We start from the raw sequence: 19,224 nt of genomic DNA, 5'->3' as shown, positions 1-19,224 counted from the left end.
CCCGGCGCCGGTGCCTCTCGAAAAGAACGGAGGTGGGAGGCTGGCACGGCGACCCGTGCCTGGCTCGTTAGGGCTGCTTCCTTCCGGACCTGACCCGGTTGGCGAGTGACCCGTCCACCGCCAACCTCCCGACTTCTCTATATCAAAGGTGGCCCCCCCTTTGGCAAGGAGGGACAGACATGCAATTTTTGCCTTCCCACCGGATATCGGCCCGGCCGGCCGTATCCCGCCCGTTCCCAACGCACCGGAGCCTGTTCATGTCCTCTGGGTTCGCCCTCGATCCGCAGCTCGCGGCCGACACGACACCTGTCCTGGACCTGCCGCTGTGCACGGTCCGTCTGAGCGGTGACCGGACCTATCCGTGGCTGATCCTGGTGCCGCAGCGCGCCGACTGCGTCGAACTGATCGATCTCGGGCCCGACGACCGCGCCATCCTGATGGAAGAGATCGCCACCGCCTCGAAGGTGCTGAAGGCGTTGACCGATGCGCACAAGCTGAACGTAGCCGCGCTGGGCAATTCCGTAGCGCAGCTTCACGTCCACGTGATCGCGCGCTTTCCGGACGATCCGGCCTGGCCTGGCCCGGTCTGGGGGAAAGGCCCGCCGCTTCCCTGGGATCGGCTCGAACGGGCCGACTTCACGGCCAGGCTGGAGCGCGCGTTCCACGAAAGCTGAGGCACGCCTTGCAAGGGTATCGCGCGGCGAATCATGGTTTTATGGGCCGGCGGATGCGCGGACGGCGCGGGCCGCGTTTGTCAGGCCGGTGTGGGTGAGATGGGTCGTACGTCGTTTCCGAACTTCCCCGCGATCGACGCCTCCGACCGGACAGGATTTGCCGGCAACCGCCTCGACCGCATCGCCGAGGCGCGGACGGGGCTGTCGGCGGCTGACATCGGCCGGCGAGCCGAGGCAGGCTTCTATCTCTTCAGTGGTGACCAGGCGGTGCTTGCAGGTGCCGCGGAGGCGCCCGTGGCGCTGCACGACCGCGACACCGCCATCGCCCTCGATGCGGACCTCGAGAGCGCTGTGCTGCTCGGCTTCGACGATGGCGCACCGCGTCTTGCCGCGCGAGTCCGTGTCGCGATGGACGACGAGGCATCGTCCTTCTGGGCGAGCGACCTCCGCTCGCTCGCGGTGGAGGGACGGCTGGCCCAGCACGATCTCGGCGCGATCGCCCAGGCGCGCAGCCTCGTGTCCTGGCATGAGCGTCACGGCTTCTGTGCCAACTGCGGCCAGCCGACCCGGCCCACACAGGGCGGCTACCGGCGCGATTGCCCCTCTTGCGGAACCCAGCATTTTCCGCGCACCGATCCGGTCGTCATCATGCTGGCGATCGACGGCGACCGTTGCGTGCTCGGCCGCCAGTACCGATTCGCGCCCGGGGTCTTTTCCTGTCTCGCTGGCTTCGTCGAACCGGGCGAGACGCTGGAGGATGCGGTGCGCCGCGAACTCTTCGAGGAAGCCGGCATCCGCACCGGCGCCGTCGCCTACCATGCCAGCCAGCCGTGGCCGTTCCCGTCCAGCCTGATGATCGGCTGCTTCGCCCAGGCGACGAGCTTCGATCTGGTGCGCGAGGTCGAGGAGCTGGAGGACGTGCGCTGGTTCGAGCGCAAGGAGCTCGCCGCCATGCTGGCGCGCACCCATCCCGACGGGCTGATGGTGCCGCCGGCGATGGCGATCGCCCATCATCTCATCAAGGCCTATGCGGACGGCGGGGTGATGTGAGGATGGACGCCCAGGCGCCGTCCCGGCTTCCCCTGCGGCCTCACCGGCGCGGACGAAGCGCCCGGTTTTCCTCCGGCTCACGGATGTTCGCGCGGAACTCGGCGGCCGGATAGACGCCCATGATGTGCAGCTCGGTGGAGAAGAAGGCCAGTTCCTCGAACGCCAGCGCGACGTTCGGATCCTCCGGATGGCCCTCGACCTCGGCATAGAACTGACTGGCGAAGAACTCGCCTTCGAGCTGGTAGGATTCCAGCTTGGTCAGGTTGACCCCGTTGGTCGCGAACCCGCCGAGCGCCTTGTAGAGCGAGGCCGGCACGTTGCGCACCCGGTAGATGACCGAGGTGACGACGGGGCCGTCGCGCGGCGCCCACTTCTCCTCGGGTGACAGGATCACGAAGCGCGTGGTGTTGTGGGACGCGTCCTCGACGTCTTCCAGCAGGATCTCCAGGCCGTAGATCTCGGCGGCCAGCCGCGAGGCGAGGGCGGCGACCGACGGGTCGCCGGCCTCGGCAATCTGGCGCGCCGAACCGGCGGTGTCGGCGCCCACGACGGCGCGATAGCCGTGCTCCTGCAGGACCTTGCGGCACTGGCCGAGCGCCTGGACGTGGCTCTGCACGGTCTTGATGTCGGTGAGCTTGGTGCCGGGCAGCGCCATGAGCTGGTGATGGATCGGCTGGAAGTACTCGCCGATGATGTGCAGGCCCGAGCCCGGCAGCAAATGGTGAATGTCGGCCACGCGCCCGTTCTGGGAGTTCTCGATCGGGATCATGCCCAGGTCCGCCGTGCCCGCCTTCAGCGCCACGAAGCAGTCCTCGAAGGTGTGGCACGGAATGGCCTCGCCCTCGGGAAAGACGGTGTGGGTGGCGATGTGGGAGTTCGCACCGGGCTCCCCCTGGAACACGATGCGCGGGCGGTCGGACTGGGTCATGCTCTCATTCGATCGGCGCGCCGGAATCGGAGTCAGGAAAGGAGCGCGCGGGCCCTTTCGAGATCGGCGGGGGTATCGACCCCCAGCGGCACGGCGTCAACTATCGCCACATCGATACGCATGCCGGCCTCCAGGGCACGCAGTTGTTCGAGTCGCTCGCGCTGCTCCAGAACCGACGGCGGCAGGCTCACGAATCGTGTGAGGGCCTGACGCCGAAACGCGTAGAGGCCGATGTGGTGATAAAGCGGCCCGTCGCCGTGGGGCGCGGTGGCGCGGGTGAAGTAGAGCGCGCGCAGCCGGCGCTCCGAGACCGGGCTGCCCACCACCTTCACGACGTTCGGGTTGGTGCGCTCCTCCTCCACCGTGATGACGGCGGCCAGCGTCGCGATGTCGACGGCGGGATCGGTCAGCGGATCGAGCGCCGCGCGGATCGTCGCGGGTTCGATGGTCGGCAGGTCGCCCTGGACATTGACCACGGTGGCCACCGACCCATCCGGGTCGAGCCGGCACAGCGCCTCGTGGATGCGGTCGGATCCGGAGGGGTGGTCGGCGGCCGTCATTACCGCCTCGCCGCCGGCGTCGCGCACCGCCGCCGCGATCTCCAGATCGTCGCAGGCGACGACGACGCGCCCTATGTCGGCTTCATGCGCCCGTCGCCAAACCTGGACGATCATGGGGACGTCGCCGATGATGGCGAGCGGCTTGTCCGGGAGGCGTGTGGCGCTGCGCCGGGCAGGGATGAGGACGAGTGTGCGGTCCGGCATGGAGCCTCTCTCATGACCCGCCCGCTGGGCGGGGCGCGTCAATAGCGCGCGGCAACGAACGGATTGTGTCTTGTGCGCGGCGCTTTATACGGATGGACATAGAATTATTATAGCGGGTAGTGTCCACGCGATTTCCGCTCCGCGATGACGGCCGGAACCTGGGCCTCCGCGACGAGGATGAGGACAAGGATGGATTCGTTCGAATTTAACAAGGTCGCCGGCGCCGTACTCGGGACGTGCCTTTTTGCGATGGCCGTCGGGGTTCTGTCGGATGCGATCTTCGAGAACCATCCGCCGGAGGAGCCTGGTTACGCCATCGCCATTCCTGATGAGGAGCATCCGGAGGGCAGCAGCCCCGCCGCGCCGCAGGCCGAGCCGCTGCCGGTTCTGCTCGCCAGCGCCAGCGTTTCCGACGGCGAGGGCGCGACGCGCGCCTGCCAGGCCTGCCACACCTTCGACAAGGGCGGCGCCAACAAGGTCGGCCCGAACCTGTGGAACGTGGTCGGCGGAGCCGTGCTCAGCCATCCGAACTTCAACTACTCCTCCGGCATGAAGGAGTGGGGCGCCGACAAGACCTGGACGTTCGAGCACCTCGACGCGTTCCTGGAAAATCCGCGCGGCACGGTGAAGGGCACGGCGATGAGCTTCGCCGGCATCAAGAACGACCAGCAGCGCGCCGACGTGCTCGTCTATCTGCGCTCGCTATCCGACAGCCCGGTGGCGCTGCCCGAGGTCGAGAAGACCGCGGCGGCGGACACCGGCACGGCGACCGACGCGGCGCCGGAAGGTGCGGCGGCTCCGGCCGCCCCTGCGGGTGATGCCCAGAAGGACGCCGCAGCAGAGGGCACGACCCAGACCGCGGCAGCCGATGCCGGCACCCAAGCCGCTCCGGCCGCTGGCGGCGCCGATTCCTTCGTGCAGATGGTCGCCGCCGCCAGCCCCGATGACGGCAAGCGCGGCGTGCGGGCCTGTCAGGCCTGCCATACCTTCGAGCAGGGCGGCGCGACGAAGGTCGGTCCGAACCTGTGGAATGTCGTGAACAAGCCGATCATTCACGGCGACTACTCCTACTCCAAGGCGATGCAGGAGTTCGGTGCCGACAAGACGTGGACCTACGACCTTCTCGATACCTACCTGGCGGCGCCGATGAAGCTCGTGCCGGGTACCAAGATGGCCTTCGCGGGCGTCAAGAAGGAAGAGGATCGCGCGGCGATCGTGGCCTATCTGCGGACGCTTTCCGACAGCCCCGCGCCGCTGCCGGGCGCCGCCCAGTAGCAACCTGAGACGACGGCCGGGCGCCTTCGCCCGTCCGACCGAACCGAACCGGCGGGGCGGAATCGCGAGAGCGGTCCGCCCCGTCCGTCCATGTGGCCCCGGGCCCGGCATTAAATTTTGGTCATAGTGGCCGTCGGCGGTGTCGCCGGGCGCCGAGGCTCCCTAGAATGGGGCCGTGTTCAATTGACCGGATGCCGCAATCGATGATGCGCACGCTCTCGCTCGGATTCGCCGCCGTCCTCGCCACGCTGCTTGCAGCGCCGGCCATGGCGCAGGAGCCCGTCTGGCATTCCTCCGCCGCCCTCACGGGCGATCCGAAATACAAGGACGGCTTCGAGCACTTCGACTACGTCAATCCGAATGCCCCCAAGGGCGGCACCGTCCGCCTGCACAGCGTCGGCTCCTTCGACAATCTGAATTTCGTCCCGCGGCGCGGCGAGCCGGCCCTCGGCCTCGGCTTCGTCTACGACACGCTGATGACGCCGTCCTACGACGAACTCGACATCTCGGCCGACTACGGCCTGCTTGCCGAGGCGGTCCAGTGGCCGGACGACCACTCGTGGGTGAAGTACCGCTTGCGCGAAGGCGCCAAGTGGCACGACGGCGAGCCGGTGACGCCTGAGGACGTGGTCTGGTCGTTCCAGGTCCTGACCGAGAACAATCCCGGCCAGGCCTTCTACTACCGGCACGTCAAGTCGGCCGAGGTGACCGGCGAGCGCGAGGTGACGTTCACCTTCGACCAGGCCGGAAACCGGGAGCTGCCGAAGATCGTCGGGCAGCTGATCGTCCTGCCGAAGCACTACTGGACGACCGAAGGCCGCGACATCGCCGGGTCGACGGTCGTGCCGCCGCTGGGATCCGGTCCCTATCGGATCAAGTCGGTGGTGCCGGGCCGCTCCATCACCTACGAGCGGGTGCCGGACTATTGGGGCAAGGACCTGCCGGTGAACGTCGGCACCAACAATTTCGACGAGATCCGCTACGAATATTACCGCGACGAGGACATCGCGCGCGAGGCGTTCAAGGCCGACGAGTACGACTGGTATCAGGAGCTGTCGGCCAACCGCTGGGCCACCCAGTACAATTTCCCCGCCATCGAGAAGGGCTGGGTGAAGAAGCTCGAGGTGCCCGACGTCGGCTCCGGCCGGATGCAGGGTTACGCGTTCAACCTGCGCCGCGCGCAGTTCCAGGATCCGCGCGTGCGCCGCGCCTTCAACCTCGCCTACGACTTCGAGACATCCAACGAGCTCCTGTCCTACGGCCTCAACGAGCGGATCGACTCCTATTTCGCCGGCACCGACCTGGCGGCCACCGGCCTGCCGGAGGGCAAGGAACTGGAGATCCTGAAGAGCGTCGAGGAAGAGGTCGACGGCGAGGGGATTCCGCAGACGGTCTTCACCGAGCCTTACGACCTGCCGGTCGGCGGATCGCCGCAGGCGCTGCGCAAGAACCTGCGCGAGGCGTCGCGCCTGCTGAAGGAGGCGGGCTACGAGATCAAGGGCAGCAGGCTCATCAACACCAGGACAGGCCAGCCGCTCGACGTGGAGATCCTGCTGTCGTCGCCGGGGGCGGAGCGCGGCGCGCTCGCCTACAAGAAGGATCTGGAGAAGCTCGGCATCCAGGCGTCGCTGCGCACGGTCGATTCGTCCCAGTACGTCCGCAGGGTGCGGGCGCGCGACTTCGATATCGCCATCTTCGTCTGGGGACAGAGCCTGTCGCCGGGCAACGAGCAGAACGAGTACTGGGGCTCCGAGGCGGCCGACCGCGAGGGTTCGCAGAACTATGTCGGCATCAAGAACCCGGCCGTTGACGCGCTCATCCAGCGCATCGTCTACGCGGAGGATCGCGACACGCTCGTCGCTGCCACCAAGGCGCTGGATCGGGTGCTGCTGCACAACGAATACGTCGTGCCGCAATTCCGCGCCCCGAACGACCGCATCGTCTACTGGGACCGGATCGATCACACCGATCTTCCGAAGTTCACCACCGGATTCCCGATGACCTGGTGGTACGACAAGCAGAAGGCCGAAGACATCGCGAGGGCGAAGAAGTGAGCCGACGGCGCTCGCTCTCCTTCAACCGGCGCGCGGCGCTGCGGTTCGGCGCGCTCGGCCTCGCGGGGGCCGCCTTCGGGTCCCTCGGTGTCCGCGGCGCCCTCGCGCAGCAGGCGGGCGCCGCATCCGGTGCCGCGCTCGGCGCGCCCCGTCACGGGCTGTCGGTGTTCGGCGACCTGATGCTGCCCGCCGACTTCTCGCATTTTCCGTACGTGAACCCGGACGCGCCGAAGGGCGGTGCCTTCCGGTTCGTGCCGTCCCAGTGGGGGTTCAACCAGAACCCCCAGACCTTCAACACGTTCAACACCTTCATCCTCGCCGGAGACGCCCCGCCGTTGATGGAGTCCTGCTTCGACACCCTGATGGTGCGGCAGCTCGAGGAGCCCGACGCCGTCTACGGCCTCGTCGCCGAATCGGTCTCCGTCTCCGACGACGAGAAGACCTTCGCCTTCCACCTGCGGCCCGAGGCGCGGTTCCATGATGGTTCGCCGCTCACCGCCGAGGACGTGGCGTTCTCGCTGGAGACCCTGCGCACCAGGGGCCACCCAATGCTCCGGCAGGTGCTGAGCTGGACCGACAGCGTCACGGTGGAGAGCCCGCAAACCGTCGTGGTGGTGATGAAGGCGGGGGCCAGCAACCGCCTGCCGCCGACCGTCGCCACCATGCCGATCCTGTCGAAGGCCTATTACGAGGCCCACGACTTCCAGCGGTCCTCGATGGACATCCCGCTGTCGTCGGGCGCCTACCGGGTGGGGCGCTTCGAGACCGGACGGTTCGTCGAGTACGACCGGGTGAAGGACTGGTGGGGCAGGGACCTCCCGGTTGCGCGCGGGCAGGGCAATTTCGACGTCGTCCGGGTGGAGTTCTTCCGCGACCGCCAGATCGCCTTCCAGGCGCTGACCAAGGGCACGCTGAACTACCGCGAGGAGTTCACCTCCAAGACCTGGGCGACTGAGTACAACTTCCCGGCCGTCCAGGACGGGCGCGTCGTCAAGGCGGAGTTCCCCGACAACCTGCCTGCGGGCGCCCAGGGCTGGTTCCTCAACCTGCGCCGGGAGAAGTTCGCCGATCCGCGCACCCGCCGCGCGCTGGATCTGGCCTTCGACTTCCAGTGGACCAACACCAACCTGTTCTACGGCGCCTACCAGCGGACCTCGTCCTACTTCGAGAACTCCGAGATGAAGGCCGAGGGCATGCCGAGTGCCGAGGAACTTGCGCTGCTGGAGCCGCTTCGGGACAAGGTCCCCGAAGCCGTGTTCGGCGAGGCATGGACGCCGCCGGTGTCCGACGGCTCCGGCGCCGACCGCAAGCTCCTGCGCGAGGCGAACGACCTGCTGCTGGCCGCGGGCTGGAAGCGGCAGGGCAGCAGCCTCGTCGACGCGAACGGCGTGCCGTTCACCATCGAGTTCCTCGACAACAGCCCGGCTTTCGAGCGGGTCGTGCAGCCGTATGCTCGCAATCTCGAGCGCCTCGGCATCGAGCTCACGTTCCGGCTCGTCGACCCGGCCCAGTACCAGGCGCGGCGCAGCGGCTTCGACTTCGACATGACCGGCCAGCGCTATTCGCTGTCGCCGACGCCGGGCGAGGCGGTGCGCGATTTCTGGACGTCCCAGGCGGCGAAAACGGACGGCTCGTACAATCTCGCCGGCATCTCCGACCCGGCCGTCGACACCCTCGTCGAGGCGCTGATCAACGCGCCGACGCGCGCCGACATGGTGACCGCCGCACGTGCTTTGGACCGGGTATTGAGGCTTGGCTTCTACTGGGTACCGAACTGGTACAAGCCGATCCACACGGTCGCCTACTGGGACGAGTTCGGGTTCCCGGACAAGCCGCCCCACTATGGGTTCCCGGTGGCCGGGACGTGGTGGCACGCCGATGCCGCCTTGAACAAGAACGGATAGGGCCGCGCGCCGATGGCATCCTACCTCCTGCGTCGCCTGCTGCTGATCATCCCGACGCTGTTCGGGATCATGCTGATCTCGTTCCTCGTCGTTCAGTTCGCCCCTGGAGGGCCCGTCGAGCGGGTGATCGCCCAGCTCTCGGGCATGGACGTTTCCGCGACCGCCCGCATTTCCGGCGGCGGCGGGGATTTCGCCTCGGGATCGGAGCCGGGGACCTCCAGCGCCGGTTCCGGCGACGTGACCTCGAAGTACCGTGGCGCGCAGGGCCTCGATCCGGAATTCATCAAGGAGCTGGAGGCGCAGTTCGGCTTCGACAAGCCGCCTGTCGAGCGCTTCGGGCTGATGCTGTGGAACTACCTGCGCTTCGATTTCGGCCAGAGCTATTTCCGCGACATCGGCGTCCTCAAGCTGATCGGCGAGAAGCTGCCGGTGTCGATCTCGCTCGGGCTGTGGATGACGCTGATCTCCTACGGGATCTCCATTCCGCTCGGCATCTCCAAGGCGGTGCGCGACGGGTCGCGCTTCGACATCTGGACCTCGGCGGTGGTCATCGTCGGCTACGCGATCCCGGGCTTCCTATTCGCCGTGCTGCTCATCGTGCTGTTCGCCGGCGGCTCGTTCTGGGACTGGTTCCCCTTGAGAGGGCTTTTATCGGAGGGCATGAGCGGCGCGACCTGCGCGCCATGGAACGCCGCCTTCGACCTGAAGCGCTGCGTCACGGTGATCGTCCCCGACTACTTCTGGCACCTGACGCTGCCGATCATCGCCATGTCGCTGTCGGCGTTCGCCACGACCACGCTGCTCACCAAGAATTCCTTCCTGGAGGAGATCCGCAAGCAGTACGTGATGACGGCCCGCATGAAGGGGCTGACCGACCGGCAGGTGCTCTACGGCCACGTCTTCCGCAACGCCATGCTGATCATCATCGCCGGCTTCCCGGGCGCCTTCATCTCGGCGTTCTTCACCGGCGCGCTGCTGATCGAGACGATCTTCTCCCTCGACGGGCTGGGCCTGCTCGGCTTCGAATCCATCATCAACCGCGACTACGCGGTGGTGTTCGCGACCCTCTACATCTTCTCGCTCGTCGGCCTCGTGGTGAACCTGATCACCGACGTGACCTACATGTGGGTCGATCCGCGCATCGACTTCGAGAGCCGGGAGGTCTGAGGTGGAAGTCCGTCTCGAACCTTCCGCCGAAGAAGTGGCTCCCGTCGCCTCCGAGCCGTCCACGGGCAAAGGGCTGATCACCCTGTCGCCGCTCAACCGTCGCCGGTGGCGCAACTTCAAAGGCCACAAGCGGGGCTTCTGGTCGCTGTGGATCTTCCTCGTCCTGTTCGTGCTGACGCTGGGCGCGGAGTTCCTCGCCAACGACCGGCCGCTGCTCGTCTCCTACAACGGCGAGATCCTGTCGCCGGTGTTCGTGGACTATCCGGAGGAGAAGTTCGGCGGCTTCCTGGCGGTGACCGACTACCGCGATCCGTTCATCCAGGACGAGATCGAGGCCAACGGCTGGATGATCTGGCCGCCGATCCGCTATTCCTATTCCACGGTCAACAACGAGCTGCCGACGCCGGCGCCCTCGCCGCCGACCTGGATGCTCGACAAGGAGCAGCGCTGCCAGGCCTATACCGACGGCGTCGCCGATCCGAACTGCTCGCGCTGGAACTGGAATTGGCTCGGCACCGACGACCAGGGCCGCGACGTCGCGGCGCGCCTGATCTATGGCTTCCGGATCTCGGTGCTGTTCGGTCTCGTGCTGACCATCCTGTCGTCGATCGTCGGCGTCACGGCCGGCGCGGTCCAGGGCTACTTCGGCGGCTGGACCGACCTGATTTTCCAGCGGTTCATCGAGGTCTGGACGTCGATCCCGGCGCTCTATCTGCTGCTGATCATCTCCGCGGTGCTGGCGCCGAGCTTCTGGGTGCTGCTCGGCATCCTCCTGCTGTTCTCGTGGGTGGCGCTGGTCGGCGTGGTGCGCGCGGAATTCCTGCGGGCGCGCAACTTCGAGTACGTGACGGCGGCGAAGGCGCTCGGCGTCGGCAACCGCACCATCATGTGGCGCCACCTTCTGCCGAACGCGATGGTGGCGACGCTCACCTTCATGCCGTTCATCCTGAACGGCTCGATCACGACGCTGACCTCGCTGGACTTCCTCGGCTTCGGCCTGCCGCCCGGCTCGCCATCGCTCGGCGAACTGCTGGCCCAGGGCAAGAACAACCTGCAGGCGCCGTGGCTCGGCATCACCGGCTTCCTGGTGATCTCGATCATGCTGTCGCTGCTGATCTTCATCGGCGAGGCGGTGCGCGACGCCTTCGATCCGCGCAAGACGTTCGTGTGAGGGGATCGATGACCGACACCAGCCAAGAGCTCCTGAGGATCGACAACCTCTCCGTCTCCTTCCGCCAGGAAGAGGGCGCGCCCGTCGAGGCGCTGAAAGGCGTCTCCCTGTCGGTGAAGAAGGGGGAGACCCTGGCGATCGTCGGCGAGTCCGGGTCGGGCAAGTCGATCACCGCGCTGTCGGTGGTGCGGCTCTTGCCCTATCCGGCGGCGTTCCATCCCTCCGGTGAGATCCTGTTCCGGGGCAAGGACCTTCTGAAGGCATCCGAGCGCGAGATGCGGGGCCTGCGCGGCAACGACATCGCGATGGTCTTCCAGGAGCCGATGACCTCGCTCAACCCGCTGCACGAGGTCGGGCGGCAGGTGGGTGAGGTGCTGCGGGTTCACCGGGGCATGTCGGAATCCGCCGGTCGCGCGCGCACGCTGGAGCTGCTGCACGCGGTCGGCATTCCCGATCCGGAAACCCGCCTGAAGAGCTATCCGCACCAGCTCTCCGGCGGCCAGCGCCAGCGAGTGATGCTGGCGATGGCGCTCGCCAACGAGCCCGAGCTCCTGATCGCCGACGAGCCGACGACCGCCCTCGACGTGACGGTCGCAGCGCAGATCCTGGAACTCCTGAAGGAGCTGCAGCAGCGGCTCGGGATGGCCATGCTGTTCATCACCCACGACCTCAACACGGTGCGGCGCATCGCCGACCGGGTCGCCGTGATGACCAAGGGCGAACTCGTCGAGGAGGGGCCGGTGATGGAGGTCCTCGACCGGCCGCAGCATCCCTACACCCGGCACCTGATGGAGGCGGAACCGAAGGGCGATCCGACCAAGACCGACCGTTCGGCGGCACCGATCGTCGAGGCGAAAGACCTCAGGGTGTGGTTCCCGATCAAGCGCGGCCTGCTGCGGCGCACCGTCGGCCATGTGAAGGCCGTCGACGGGGTCGACATCGAGGTCCGTTCCGGCCAGACGCTGGGAGTCGTGGGCGAATCCGGATCGGGCAAGACGACACTGGGGTTCGCGCTGCTTCGTCTGATCTCCTCGAAGGGCCGGATCGTGTTTCTGGGCTCCGAGATCGACGCCTTCTCCTGGAAGGAAATGCGGCCCCTCCGGCGCGACATGCAGATCGTCTTCCAGGATCCGTACGGGTCGCTCAGCCCGCGCATGTCGATCGGCGCGATCATCGAGGAAGGCCTTAAGATTCACTTCCCGCACCTTTCCGGCCGCGAGCGGGAGCAGAAGGTGGCAGACGTCCTGATCGAAGTGGACCTCGATCCGGCGACGGTGCACCGCTATCCGCACGAGTTCTCCGGCGGCCAGCGCCAGCGCATCGCCATCGCCCGGGCGCTGGTGCTCGAACCTAAGTTCCTGATGCTCGACGAGCCGACCTCGGCGCTCGACATGAGCGTCCAGGCGCAGGTGGTCGACCTCCTGCGGACACTGCAGCAGCGCCACGACCTGGCCTATCTGTTCATCTCCCACGACCTGAAGGTCGTCCGGGCGCTCGCCAACGACGTGATCGTCATGCGCGACGGCAAGGTGGTCGAGGCGGGGCCGGCGGAGCGCATCTTCGACGATCCCCAGACCGACTACACCAAGGCCCTGATGGCGGCGGCGTTCCGGCTCGAGGCGATCGGACTGGACTCCGTCTCCCAGTAGGGGCGGCTCCTGTCGGAAACGTGATGCGCGGTTGCGCAAGTGCGGCACGTGCGCGCAAGCATCCGTCGCCGTTCAACTTGGTGCATTTAGGTCTCCGGCCGGCTGGCAAGCTTTCGGAGGGCATGCGTCCGATTTTTCTTGAAGCGGTGGCGTGGCGTCACCACCTCCCAGTCATCGGTGGATTGGATGGAACGGACGATGACCAACACTCTGACTCTTCGCCCGGCGTGGACGCCGCTTACGACCTTCCTCATGATTCTGGGCTTCATCGTTTTCTGGCCGCTCGGCCTGGCGATGCTCGCCTACATCCTGTGGGGTCACAATTTTCACCGCGTGGCGGAAGACGCGCGCGGACATTTTCGGGGATGCTCGATGCGCAGCATGCGAAAGATGAAAGACGCCGCCTTCGCGGGCGGATCTCGCACCGGCAACGTCGCCTTCGACGAGTACCGTGACCGCGAGCTGGCTCGCCTTGAGGAAGAGCGCCGCCGCATCGACGCGATGCGCTCCGAGTTCGACGACTTCCTTCACAACCTTCGCCGCGCGAAGGATCAGGAGGAGTTCGATCGCTTCATGGCGGCCCGCCACAACGGCGGGGACGCTGCGCCCCGCACCGAACCGCAGGGTGAGCCCTATCGGGCCTGACAATTCGGGAGGGGACGGAATGATCCCCTCCAGACCTGGCTTCCAAGCCCCTGACCTCCCCCTAGCGGGCCGCTTCGCGCGGCCCGTTTTTTTGTTCCGCCCCCGACATATCAGCGGCAACGGATGGCCGAAGGCGACGCGGCGGGATAGGAATCGGATATGCTGAAGCGGCTTTTTCTGAAACCGGACAAACGATCCTTGGCGGCTGAGCCCCTCACCGCAATCGCGCTCGATCTGCAGGGGCGCGCGATCACCGTCGCGGTGAAGCGGTCGCACCGCGCGCGCCGGGCCACGCTGCGCATCCCCTCGGGCGGCGCGCCGGTCGTCACGGCGCCAATGACCATGTCGGACGTCGTCATCGACCGCTTCGTGCGTGGCCACACGGGGTGGCTGGGCGAACGGCTCGCACGTCAGGCCCCTCCGCTCGCGTTTGCCGACGGCGTCGTCTTTCCCCTGCGCGGCGTCGACCATCGCATCCGCCACACGCCCGGTCGCCGCGGCACGGTGTGGATCGAGGAAGAGGATGGCGAGAAGCTCTTCTGCGTCACCGGGCACGAGAAATATCTCGTTCGGCGGGTCACCGACGGGCTGAAGCGGATGGCGCGCAGCGATCTTGAAGAGGCGTCGCTGCGCCACGCCGCCGCTGCCGGACGCAAGGTGACGTCGGTGCGCGTGCGCGATACGCGCAGCCAGTGGGGCTCCTGCACCCGCAAAGGCGCGCTTTCATACTCCTGGCGGCTGATTTTCGCGCCTGCGTTCGTGCTCGACTATGTCGCTGCGCACGAGGTCGCGCATCTGGTGGAACACAACCATTCCGATCGGTTCTGGCGGCTGACGGAACAGCTCGCGCCGCGCACGCCGGAGGCGCGCCGGTGGCTGCGCAAGCAAGGGCCGGGGCTGTTCTCGATCGGCGGCGAGGCCGGCCCTGAGGCCGGCGGCTGACCGGACGCATGCCATTCTGTCGGGGGAGGGTCCCGACGCTGGGACTTCGCAGCGGCGCGTTTGTGCGCTAGCAGAAAACCAGCATGTCCACGCAAGCGCTGCTCGGCGTCATCCTCCCCGTTTTCGGTCTCATCGGCATCGGCTATTTCGTCGTGGCCGTCGGTCTCATCGGTGATCAGATCGGCGATGCGCTGGCCGAGTTCGTGTTCACCATCAGCCTGCCGCTGCTCCTGTTCCGCACGCTGGGGACCGCCGGCTGGCCGGATACCTCGCCCTGGCCGTTCTGGCTGACCTATTTCGCTGGGGTGGCCATCGTCTGGACGCTGGCCACCCTGTCGGTGCGCAAGATCTTCAAGCGCGACGCGCGGGCCGGCGTGGTGGCGGGCATCTCGGCCGGTTACTCCAATCTCGTCCTTCTCGGCATTCCGGTCATCAACCAGGCCTTTGGTCAGGAGGGACTGGTCATCATCCTGATGCTCGTCTCGATCCACCTGGCGGTGATGATGACGGTGAGCGCGATCCACATCGAGATCGCTGCGCAGCAGGATGGCCTCAACGACGCGTCCCTCAACCTGCTGACCGTCGCGCGCCGCGTCGTCGTGTCGCTTCTGAAGAACCCGATCATCATCGGCACGCTGGCGGGCGTCGCCTACAGCGCCACCGGCCTTCCGCTGGAGGGAATTCCGCGCGTGCTCATCGACCGCGTGGCCGACATCGCCATCCCGTGCGCGCTGCTGGCTCTCGGCATGGCGCTGAAGCGCTATGGCGTGCGCGGATCGATCATGCCGGCCGCGGCCATCACCGTCCTCAAGGTCGTGGTCCTGCCGGTGACGGTCTACCTGATCGCCCGCTACGTGGCGCACATGCCGCCGCTCTATGTGGCCGTGGCCACCATCGGGGCGACCTGCCCGACCGGGGTGAACGCCTATCTGATCGCCACCCGGATCGGCACTGGCCACGCGCTGTCGGCCACGGCCATCACGCTGACGACGGCCGCCTCGCTGGTCATGATGGGCTTCTGGCTGACGGTGCTCGGCCACTGAGACCGCGCGCCACCGTTTCCGCACGGGAGAGCGGAGGACGGGGCGGGGCCTCCTTCAGCGGTAGTAGCCGAGATCCACGAAGACCTGCGGCAGCAGCTGGTGAACCTCGCTGCCCGTCATGCCGGGGCGGATCGCCGGATGGTAGAGCATGCGCATCAGCCCCAGATCGAAGCTGGTGAAGTCCGTGTGGCGGGAGGAGTCGTTGAAAACGCTGTCCGTCAGGGTGGCGTTGTCGTTCATGGGACCGAGCCCCTGCAGGATCTCCTCCACCATGCAGCGCTGAAAGAGGTAGGGGTCGTCGACGACGATGACGGCGGTCGATGACAGGATCCGTCCGTTGCGGGTGCGCACGCCCACCAGGCAACGGGCGTTCATGGCGACCGCGTCGGCGCGCAGTTCCCGGGCGACGGTCTGGGCGAAATCATGCCGCTCGACCAGGAAAATCCTGAAGTTGGCCGATTGGGGGTCGTTGACCAGCCGCGACCGGATGCCACCGACCTTTTCCGGCAACGCCGCAACGAACTCCTTCACCGTCGCCGAGCGATCCGGTTGCCCCAGGTTGATGATGTGAAAGCGGACGGGATCGGAAAACTTCTTCACGCGCTGGGAGTCGCCATGGCCTCTGCCATACTCGAGGCCGAAGACGACCTTGAAGAAGCCGTCCCGCAGGCGCTCGGGCGTCGGCGAGCCCGCGGCCGAGACCGCCGTCATCGCGGCCAGGCAGAGGCCGGCGGCCAACACCGTTGAAAGAGCTGTGCGCGCAGTCGCGATCCGTCTTCCCAGCACAGGCCGGTCCCCCGAGCGACGTATGGTCTGAAACCATCGCAGATGTTCGCCGACGCGCGCAAGTCTCCCGCGTCCGTCAACGGGTGGGCAGGGCGCCGCCGCATCCCTATCATCCCGGCTGCAGGCAATCATTGAGTCGGATGGACGGGCATGACGGATCTCGGGCGGGACGGGCTGATCGAAGGCGCAGACGGCTGCGCACGCTGCTTCTGGCAGGGCAATCTCCCCGATTATCAGGCCTATCATGATGCGGAGTGGGGCCGGCCGGTTGCCGACGACCGCCGGCTCTTCGAGAAGATCGTGCTCGAGGGCTTCCAGTCCGGACTGTCGTGGCTGACGATCCTGCGCAAGCGCGAGAATTTCCGGGCCGCGTTCGCCGGTTTCGACTTCGAGGAGGTGGCCCGCTTCACCGAGGCCGACGTCGAACGTCTGCTGCTCGACAGCGGCATCGTGCGCCACCGCCGGAAGATCGAGTCCGCCATCAACAACGCCCAACGCTGCTGCGACTTCGTCGAGGCGGAGGGCTCGCTCGCGGCCTTCATCTGGCGCTACGAGCCGTCGCCCACCGATCGTCCGGAGGTGCACGACTGGGAGACGCTGCGGAAGCTGGCGGAGACGGAGCAGTCGCGCGCCATGGCGAAGGAGTTGCGCAAGCGCGGCTGGAGCTTCGTCGGGCCGACGACGCTCTACGCCTTCATGCAATCCGTCGGACTGGTCAACGACCACGTGGACGGGTGCATCGTGCGCGACGCCGTCACCGCCGAGCGGGCAGCGTTCGTCCGCCCCACGGCCTGAGGGCGATTGGTCGGAGCAGGCGGGTCAGGTTCGCAAAGGTGGCGACGCCGGTGATCCGGGAGCGCCGCTTCGGCGTAGAAGCCATCAGCCGTGGTCCGTGGCCGGCCATTGTTTTCATGCGTACCCGCCGGTCGCCCATCGTGGTCGAGGCCGCCTGCTTCCCCCCCGGCAGGTGGCCTCTTGCCGTTTGGAGGCCCAGCTTCCTGGTCCGGCAACGGCCCGGGCCCGGCTCCCACTCTGGGGGATCCAAGTCGCTAGATTGCGAAGCGGTCGGCCATCGCAGCCTCGAACGCCTCGAGCAGGGGGTTCGCAGGCTCGAAAACGTCGTCCAGCCGGGCGATCGTGACGGTTTCGGCGCTCTGCGTCTTCAGCCACTGCGCGCAGCGATAGGCCTCCTTGGCCGGGCAGTGAAGCGTCAGCGGCTTGGCCTGTGCCCCGAACGGGGCGACGGTTCCGAACAGGTTGGCGGCTTCGGAGGACAGCCGTTCGGGATTGGCGACGACGGCCCGGATCTCGCGGATCTCCCGGGCCCGCAGCTCGGCTCCGATGCGGTCGAGCACCGTCGCGGCAGCGGCGCGCGCCGCCGGCGTCCAGGCCGCGCCGCGGGCCGCCACGAGGTGCGCCTCTGAGGCCAGGATCAGCCCGCCGTCGAGCACCTTCAGCGCGTTGGCGGCCAAAGTCGAGCCGGTGGTGGTGATGTCGACGATGATCTCCGCCGAACCCGCCGCCGGCGCACCTTCGGTGGCTCCCAGGCTCTCCACGATCCGATAGTCGACGATGCCCGCATCGGCGAAATGACGCCGCGCCAGGTTCACGTACTTGGTGGCTACCCGCATCCGGCGGCCGCGCCGCGCGCGGAAGTCCTCGGCGACCTCGGCAAGGTCGTCGATCGTCTCCACGTCGATCCAGACCGACGGCACCGCGACGACCACGTCGGCGTGACCGAAGCCCAGCGGCGTCACCAGATGGAGCGCCTCGGCGCGCTCGGCCGGATCGGAAAGGGTTTCCTGGACGAGGTCGAGGCCGGTGACGCCGAAGTGGACGCTGCCGGCGATGATCTCCCGGGCGATCTCGGACGCCGACAGGAAGGCGATCTCGACGCCGTCGATGCCGGAGACCCCGGCACGGTAGCGCCGCGATCCGCCCGCCCGGCGGATGGGCAGGCCGGCGCGGTCGAAGAACTGGCTGACGTTTTCCTCGAGACGACCTTTGGAGGGGATGCCGATGATGAGGTCGCTCATGACCAGTCGCCTCCGATGCCGGTCTCGATGCCGAACCTGTCGAGCCAGACCGAGAAGCCGACGGCCGGGACCGGCGCGGGCGCGCCGAGCAGCGACAGCAGCCGGTCGTAGCGGCCGCCGCCGATGGTCTGTGCGCCTTCGGGCTGGGCGGGGTCGTAGAGCTCGAAGACGAGGCCGGTGTAATAGTCGAGCCGCCGGCCGAAATCGGCGGCGAACGTGGTGTCCGCCAGCGGTACGCCCGCCTCCTCGAACAGGCGCACCCGGCGCTCGAAGCGGGCCAGCGCGTCGGCGAGGTCGATGCCTTCGGCCTCGGCGAACGCGGCCACTGCGGCCGCCGCCTCGGAGAGCGGGGCGTTGATCGTCAGATAGCGCTCGAGCACACGGGCGGCGCCCTGGGCCTGGCCGTCGCCGGCCTGGAGCGTGGCGGTGTCGCGGAGCCGGTCGGCAATCTCGTCCGACGTGCGGCCGCCGACGAGCGTCAGGCCGGCGACGCCGAGCATGTCGGAGACGATGTTGTGAGCTTCCTCCGGATCGACACCGGCCAGCGCGCGCGACAGCCCGGCCGGACCCTTGCCGATGCTCAGCGGCTGGCCGCCGGCGAGCTTGGCGATCGCCCCGCCGAGCCGCTCGGGTTCACCGAACCACGCGATCAGGCGCCGGCGCCATGCGGGCGACAGCGGCAGCGCCTCCACGAGACAGCCGAACAGGGTGGCGTCGCCGACCCGGATGCGCGGATTGGCCAGACCAAGCGTCGACGCGGCGCGCAGCGCCAGCGCCAGCGCGTGGGCGTCGGTCGCCTCCACATCGGCGTGGCCGATCCACTCGACGCCGGCCTGCAGGAACTCCGCGGCGCCGGAGCGGCGCTGGCGGAACACCGGGCCGACGTAGCCGTAGGTGACGGGACCGGATCCGGCGCCCTGGGCACGGTGGGCCAGGCAGACGGGGATGGTGAAGTCCGGACGCAGGCAGAGCTCGCCGCCGGTGGTCGCGGCGGTGACGAACAGGCGACGGCGGATGTCCTCGCCGGCGAGGTCGAGAAACACGTCCGCCGGCTGCAGGATCGGCGGGTCGATCATCTCGTCCGCCGCATCGGCGATGAGGGCGCGCAGGGCGCGCAGACGGTCGGGAGCCATGGC

17 protein-coding genes and 1 other RNA gene are annotated in these 19,224 nt (G+C 67.6%); 12 read left to right on the top strand and 6 right to left on the bottom strand.

What is annotated here, in order from left to right:
- Positions 1 to 32: 32 nt before the first annotated feature.
- Positions 33 to 129, bottom strand: an RNA gene (ffs, locus tag ACSSVZ_RS03575) — signal recognition particle sRNA small type.
- A 128-nt stretch (positions 130 to 257) separates the two neighbouring features.
- Here ffs and ACSSVZ_RS03570 point away from each other — a divergent pair.
- Positions 258 to 674, top strand: coding sequence for an HIT domain-containing protein (locus ACSSVZ_RS03570; protein WP_453968343.1), 417 nt, complete (start codon positions 258 to 260; stop codon positions 672 to 674).
- 99 nt (positions 675 to 773) lie between these two features.
- Positions 774 to 1,724, top strand: a complete 951-nt coding sequence (gene nudC, locus ACSSVZ_RS03565) for an NAD(+) diphosphatase (RefSeq protein ID WP_453968342.1) — start codon at positions 774 to 776, stop codon at positions 1,722 to 1,724.
- Between the two features lie 40 nt (positions 1,725 to 1,764).
- Here the strand turns inward: nudC and ACSSVZ_RS03560 are convergent, their stop codons facing one another.
- Together ACSSVZ_RS03560 and ACSSVZ_RS03555 are read right to left on the bottom strand one after the other, a co-directional pair.
- Positions 1,765 to 2,652, bottom strand: coding sequence for a prephenate dehydratase (locus ACSSVZ_RS03560; RefSeq protein WP_453968341.1), 888 nt, complete (start codon positions 2,650 to 2,652; stop codon positions 1,765 to 1,767).
- Positions 2,653 to 2,684: 32 nt separating this feature from the next.
- Positions 2,685 to 3,416 (bottom strand): 3-deoxy-manno-octulosonate cytidylyltransferase, encoded by a 732-nt coding sequence (locus ACSSVZ_RS03555; RefSeq protein WP_453968340.1) that lies wholly within the window; start codon positions 3,414 to 3,416, stop codon positions 2,685 to 2,687.
- A gap of 189 nt (positions 3,417 to 3,605) precedes the next feature.
- Between ACSSVZ_RS03555 and ACSSVZ_RS03550 the strand changes: the two genes are divergently transcribed.
- The 9 genes from ACSSVZ_RS03550 (at position 3,606) to ACSSVZ_RS03510 (ending at position 15,266) form a co-directional block, all read left to right on the top strand.
- Positions 3,606 to 4,691 (top strand): c-type cytochrome, encoded by a 1,086-nt coding sequence (locus ACSSVZ_RS03550; protein ID WP_453968339.1) that lies wholly within the window; start codon positions 3,606 to 3,608, stop codon positions 4,689 to 4,691.
- A 203-nt stretch (positions 4,692 to 4,894) separates the two neighbouring features.
- The gene (locus ACSSVZ_RS03545) at positions 4,895 to 6,745 is read left to right on the top strand and encodes an extracellular solute-binding protein (RefSeq protein ID WP_453968338.1); all 1,851 of its coding nucleotides are present in this window, start codon (positions 4,895 to 4,897) and stop codon (positions 6,743 to 6,745) included.
- A complete protein-coding gene (locus ACSSVZ_RS03540) occupies positions 6,742 to 8,649 on the top strand; it encodes an extracellular solute-binding protein (RefSeq protein ID WP_453968337.1) in 1,908 nt (635 codons plus the stop codon). Before ACSSVZ_RS03545 ends, ACSSVZ_RS03540 begins: the two co-directional genes overlap by 4 nt.
- 12 nt (positions 8,650 to 8,661) lie before the next feature.
- Positions 8,662 to 9,816 carry a microcin C ABC transporter permease YejB gene (locus ACSSVZ_RS03535; RefSeq protein WP_453968336.1) on the top strand — a complete coding sequence of 385 codons (1,155 nt, stop codon included), beginning with the start codon at positions 8,662 to 8,664 and terminating at the stop codon, positions 9,814 to 9,816.
- A gap of 34 nt (positions 9,817 to 9,850) precedes the next feature.
- A complete protein-coding gene (locus tag ACSSVZ_RS03530; protein ID WP_453968657.1) occupies positions 9,851 to 10,987 on the top strand; it encodes an ABC transporter permease in 1,137 nt (378 codons plus the stop codon).
- An 8-nt stretch (positions 10,988 to 10,995) separates the two neighbouring features.
- Positions 10,996 to 12,636, top strand: coding sequence for an ABC transporter ATP-binding protein (locus ACSSVZ_RS03525; protein ID WP_453968335.1), 1,641 nt, complete (start codon positions 10,996 to 10,998; stop codon positions 12,634 to 12,636).
- 198 nt (positions 12,637 to 12,834) lie between these two features.
- On the top strand, positions 12,835 to 13,281 hold the full coding sequence (locus tag ACSSVZ_RS03520; protein WP_453968333.1) for a DUF2852 domain-containing protein: 447 nt from the start codon (positions 12,835 to 12,837) through the stop codon (positions 13,279 to 13,281).
- 159 nt (positions 13,282 to 13,440) lie between these two features.
- Positions 13,441 to 14,223, top strand: coding sequence for a M48 family metallopeptidase (locus tag ACSSVZ_RS03515; RefSeq protein ID WP_453968332.1), 783 nt, complete (start codon positions 13,441 to 13,443; stop codon positions 14,221 to 14,223).
- 83 nt (positions 14,224 to 14,306) lie between these two features.
- A complete protein-coding gene (locus tag ACSSVZ_RS03510) occupies positions 14,307 to 15,266 on the top strand; it encodes an AEC family transporter (protein ID WP_453968331.1) in 960 nt (319 codons plus the stop codon).
- Between the two features lie 54 nt (positions 15,267 to 15,320).
- Here the strand turns inward: ACSSVZ_RS03510 and ACSSVZ_RS03505 are convergent, their stop codons facing one another.
- Complete coding sequence (locus tag ACSSVZ_RS03505) at positions 15,321 to 16,052, bottom strand: DUF2927 domain-containing protein (protein ID WP_453968330.1); 732 nt, start codon at positions 16,050 to 16,052, stop codon at positions 15,321 to 15,323.
- Positions 16,053 to 16,202: 150 nt separating this feature from the next.
- Here ACSSVZ_RS03505 and ACSSVZ_RS03500 point away from each other — a divergent pair, with 150 nt between their 5' ends.
- Positions 16,203 to 16,847, top strand: coding sequence for a DNA-3-methyladenine glycosylase I (locus ACSSVZ_RS03500; RefSeq protein WP_453968329.1), 645 nt, complete (start codon positions 16,203 to 16,205; stop codon positions 16,845 to 16,847).
- A 254-nt stretch (positions 16,848 to 17,101) separates the two neighbouring features.
- Here the strand turns inward: ACSSVZ_RS03500 and hisG are convergent, their stop codons facing one another.
- Positions 17,102 to 18,088: an ATP phosphoribosyltransferase gene (hisG, locus tag ACSSVZ_RS03495; protein WP_453968328.1), complete on the bottom strand. Its 987-nt coding sequence runs from the start codon at positions 18,086 to 18,088 to the stop codon at positions 17,102 to 17,104.
- The gene (locus ACSSVZ_RS03490; RefSeq protein ID WP_453968327.1) at positions 18,085 to 19,221 is read right to left on the bottom strand and encodes an ATP phosphoribosyltransferase regulatory subunit; all 1,137 of its coding nucleotides are present in this window, start codon (positions 19,219 to 19,221) and stop codon (positions 18,085 to 18,087) included. Before ACSSVZ_RS03490 ends, hisG begins: the two co-directional genes overlap by 4 nt.
- Positions 19,222 to 19,224: the final 3 nt, after the last annotated feature.

It is taken from the genome of Amorphus sp. MBR-141 (assembly GCF_053628695.1).
The sequence above is the reverse complement of the archived record's forward strand: the minus strand, read 5'-3'. Positions and strand labels throughout refer to the sequence as shown.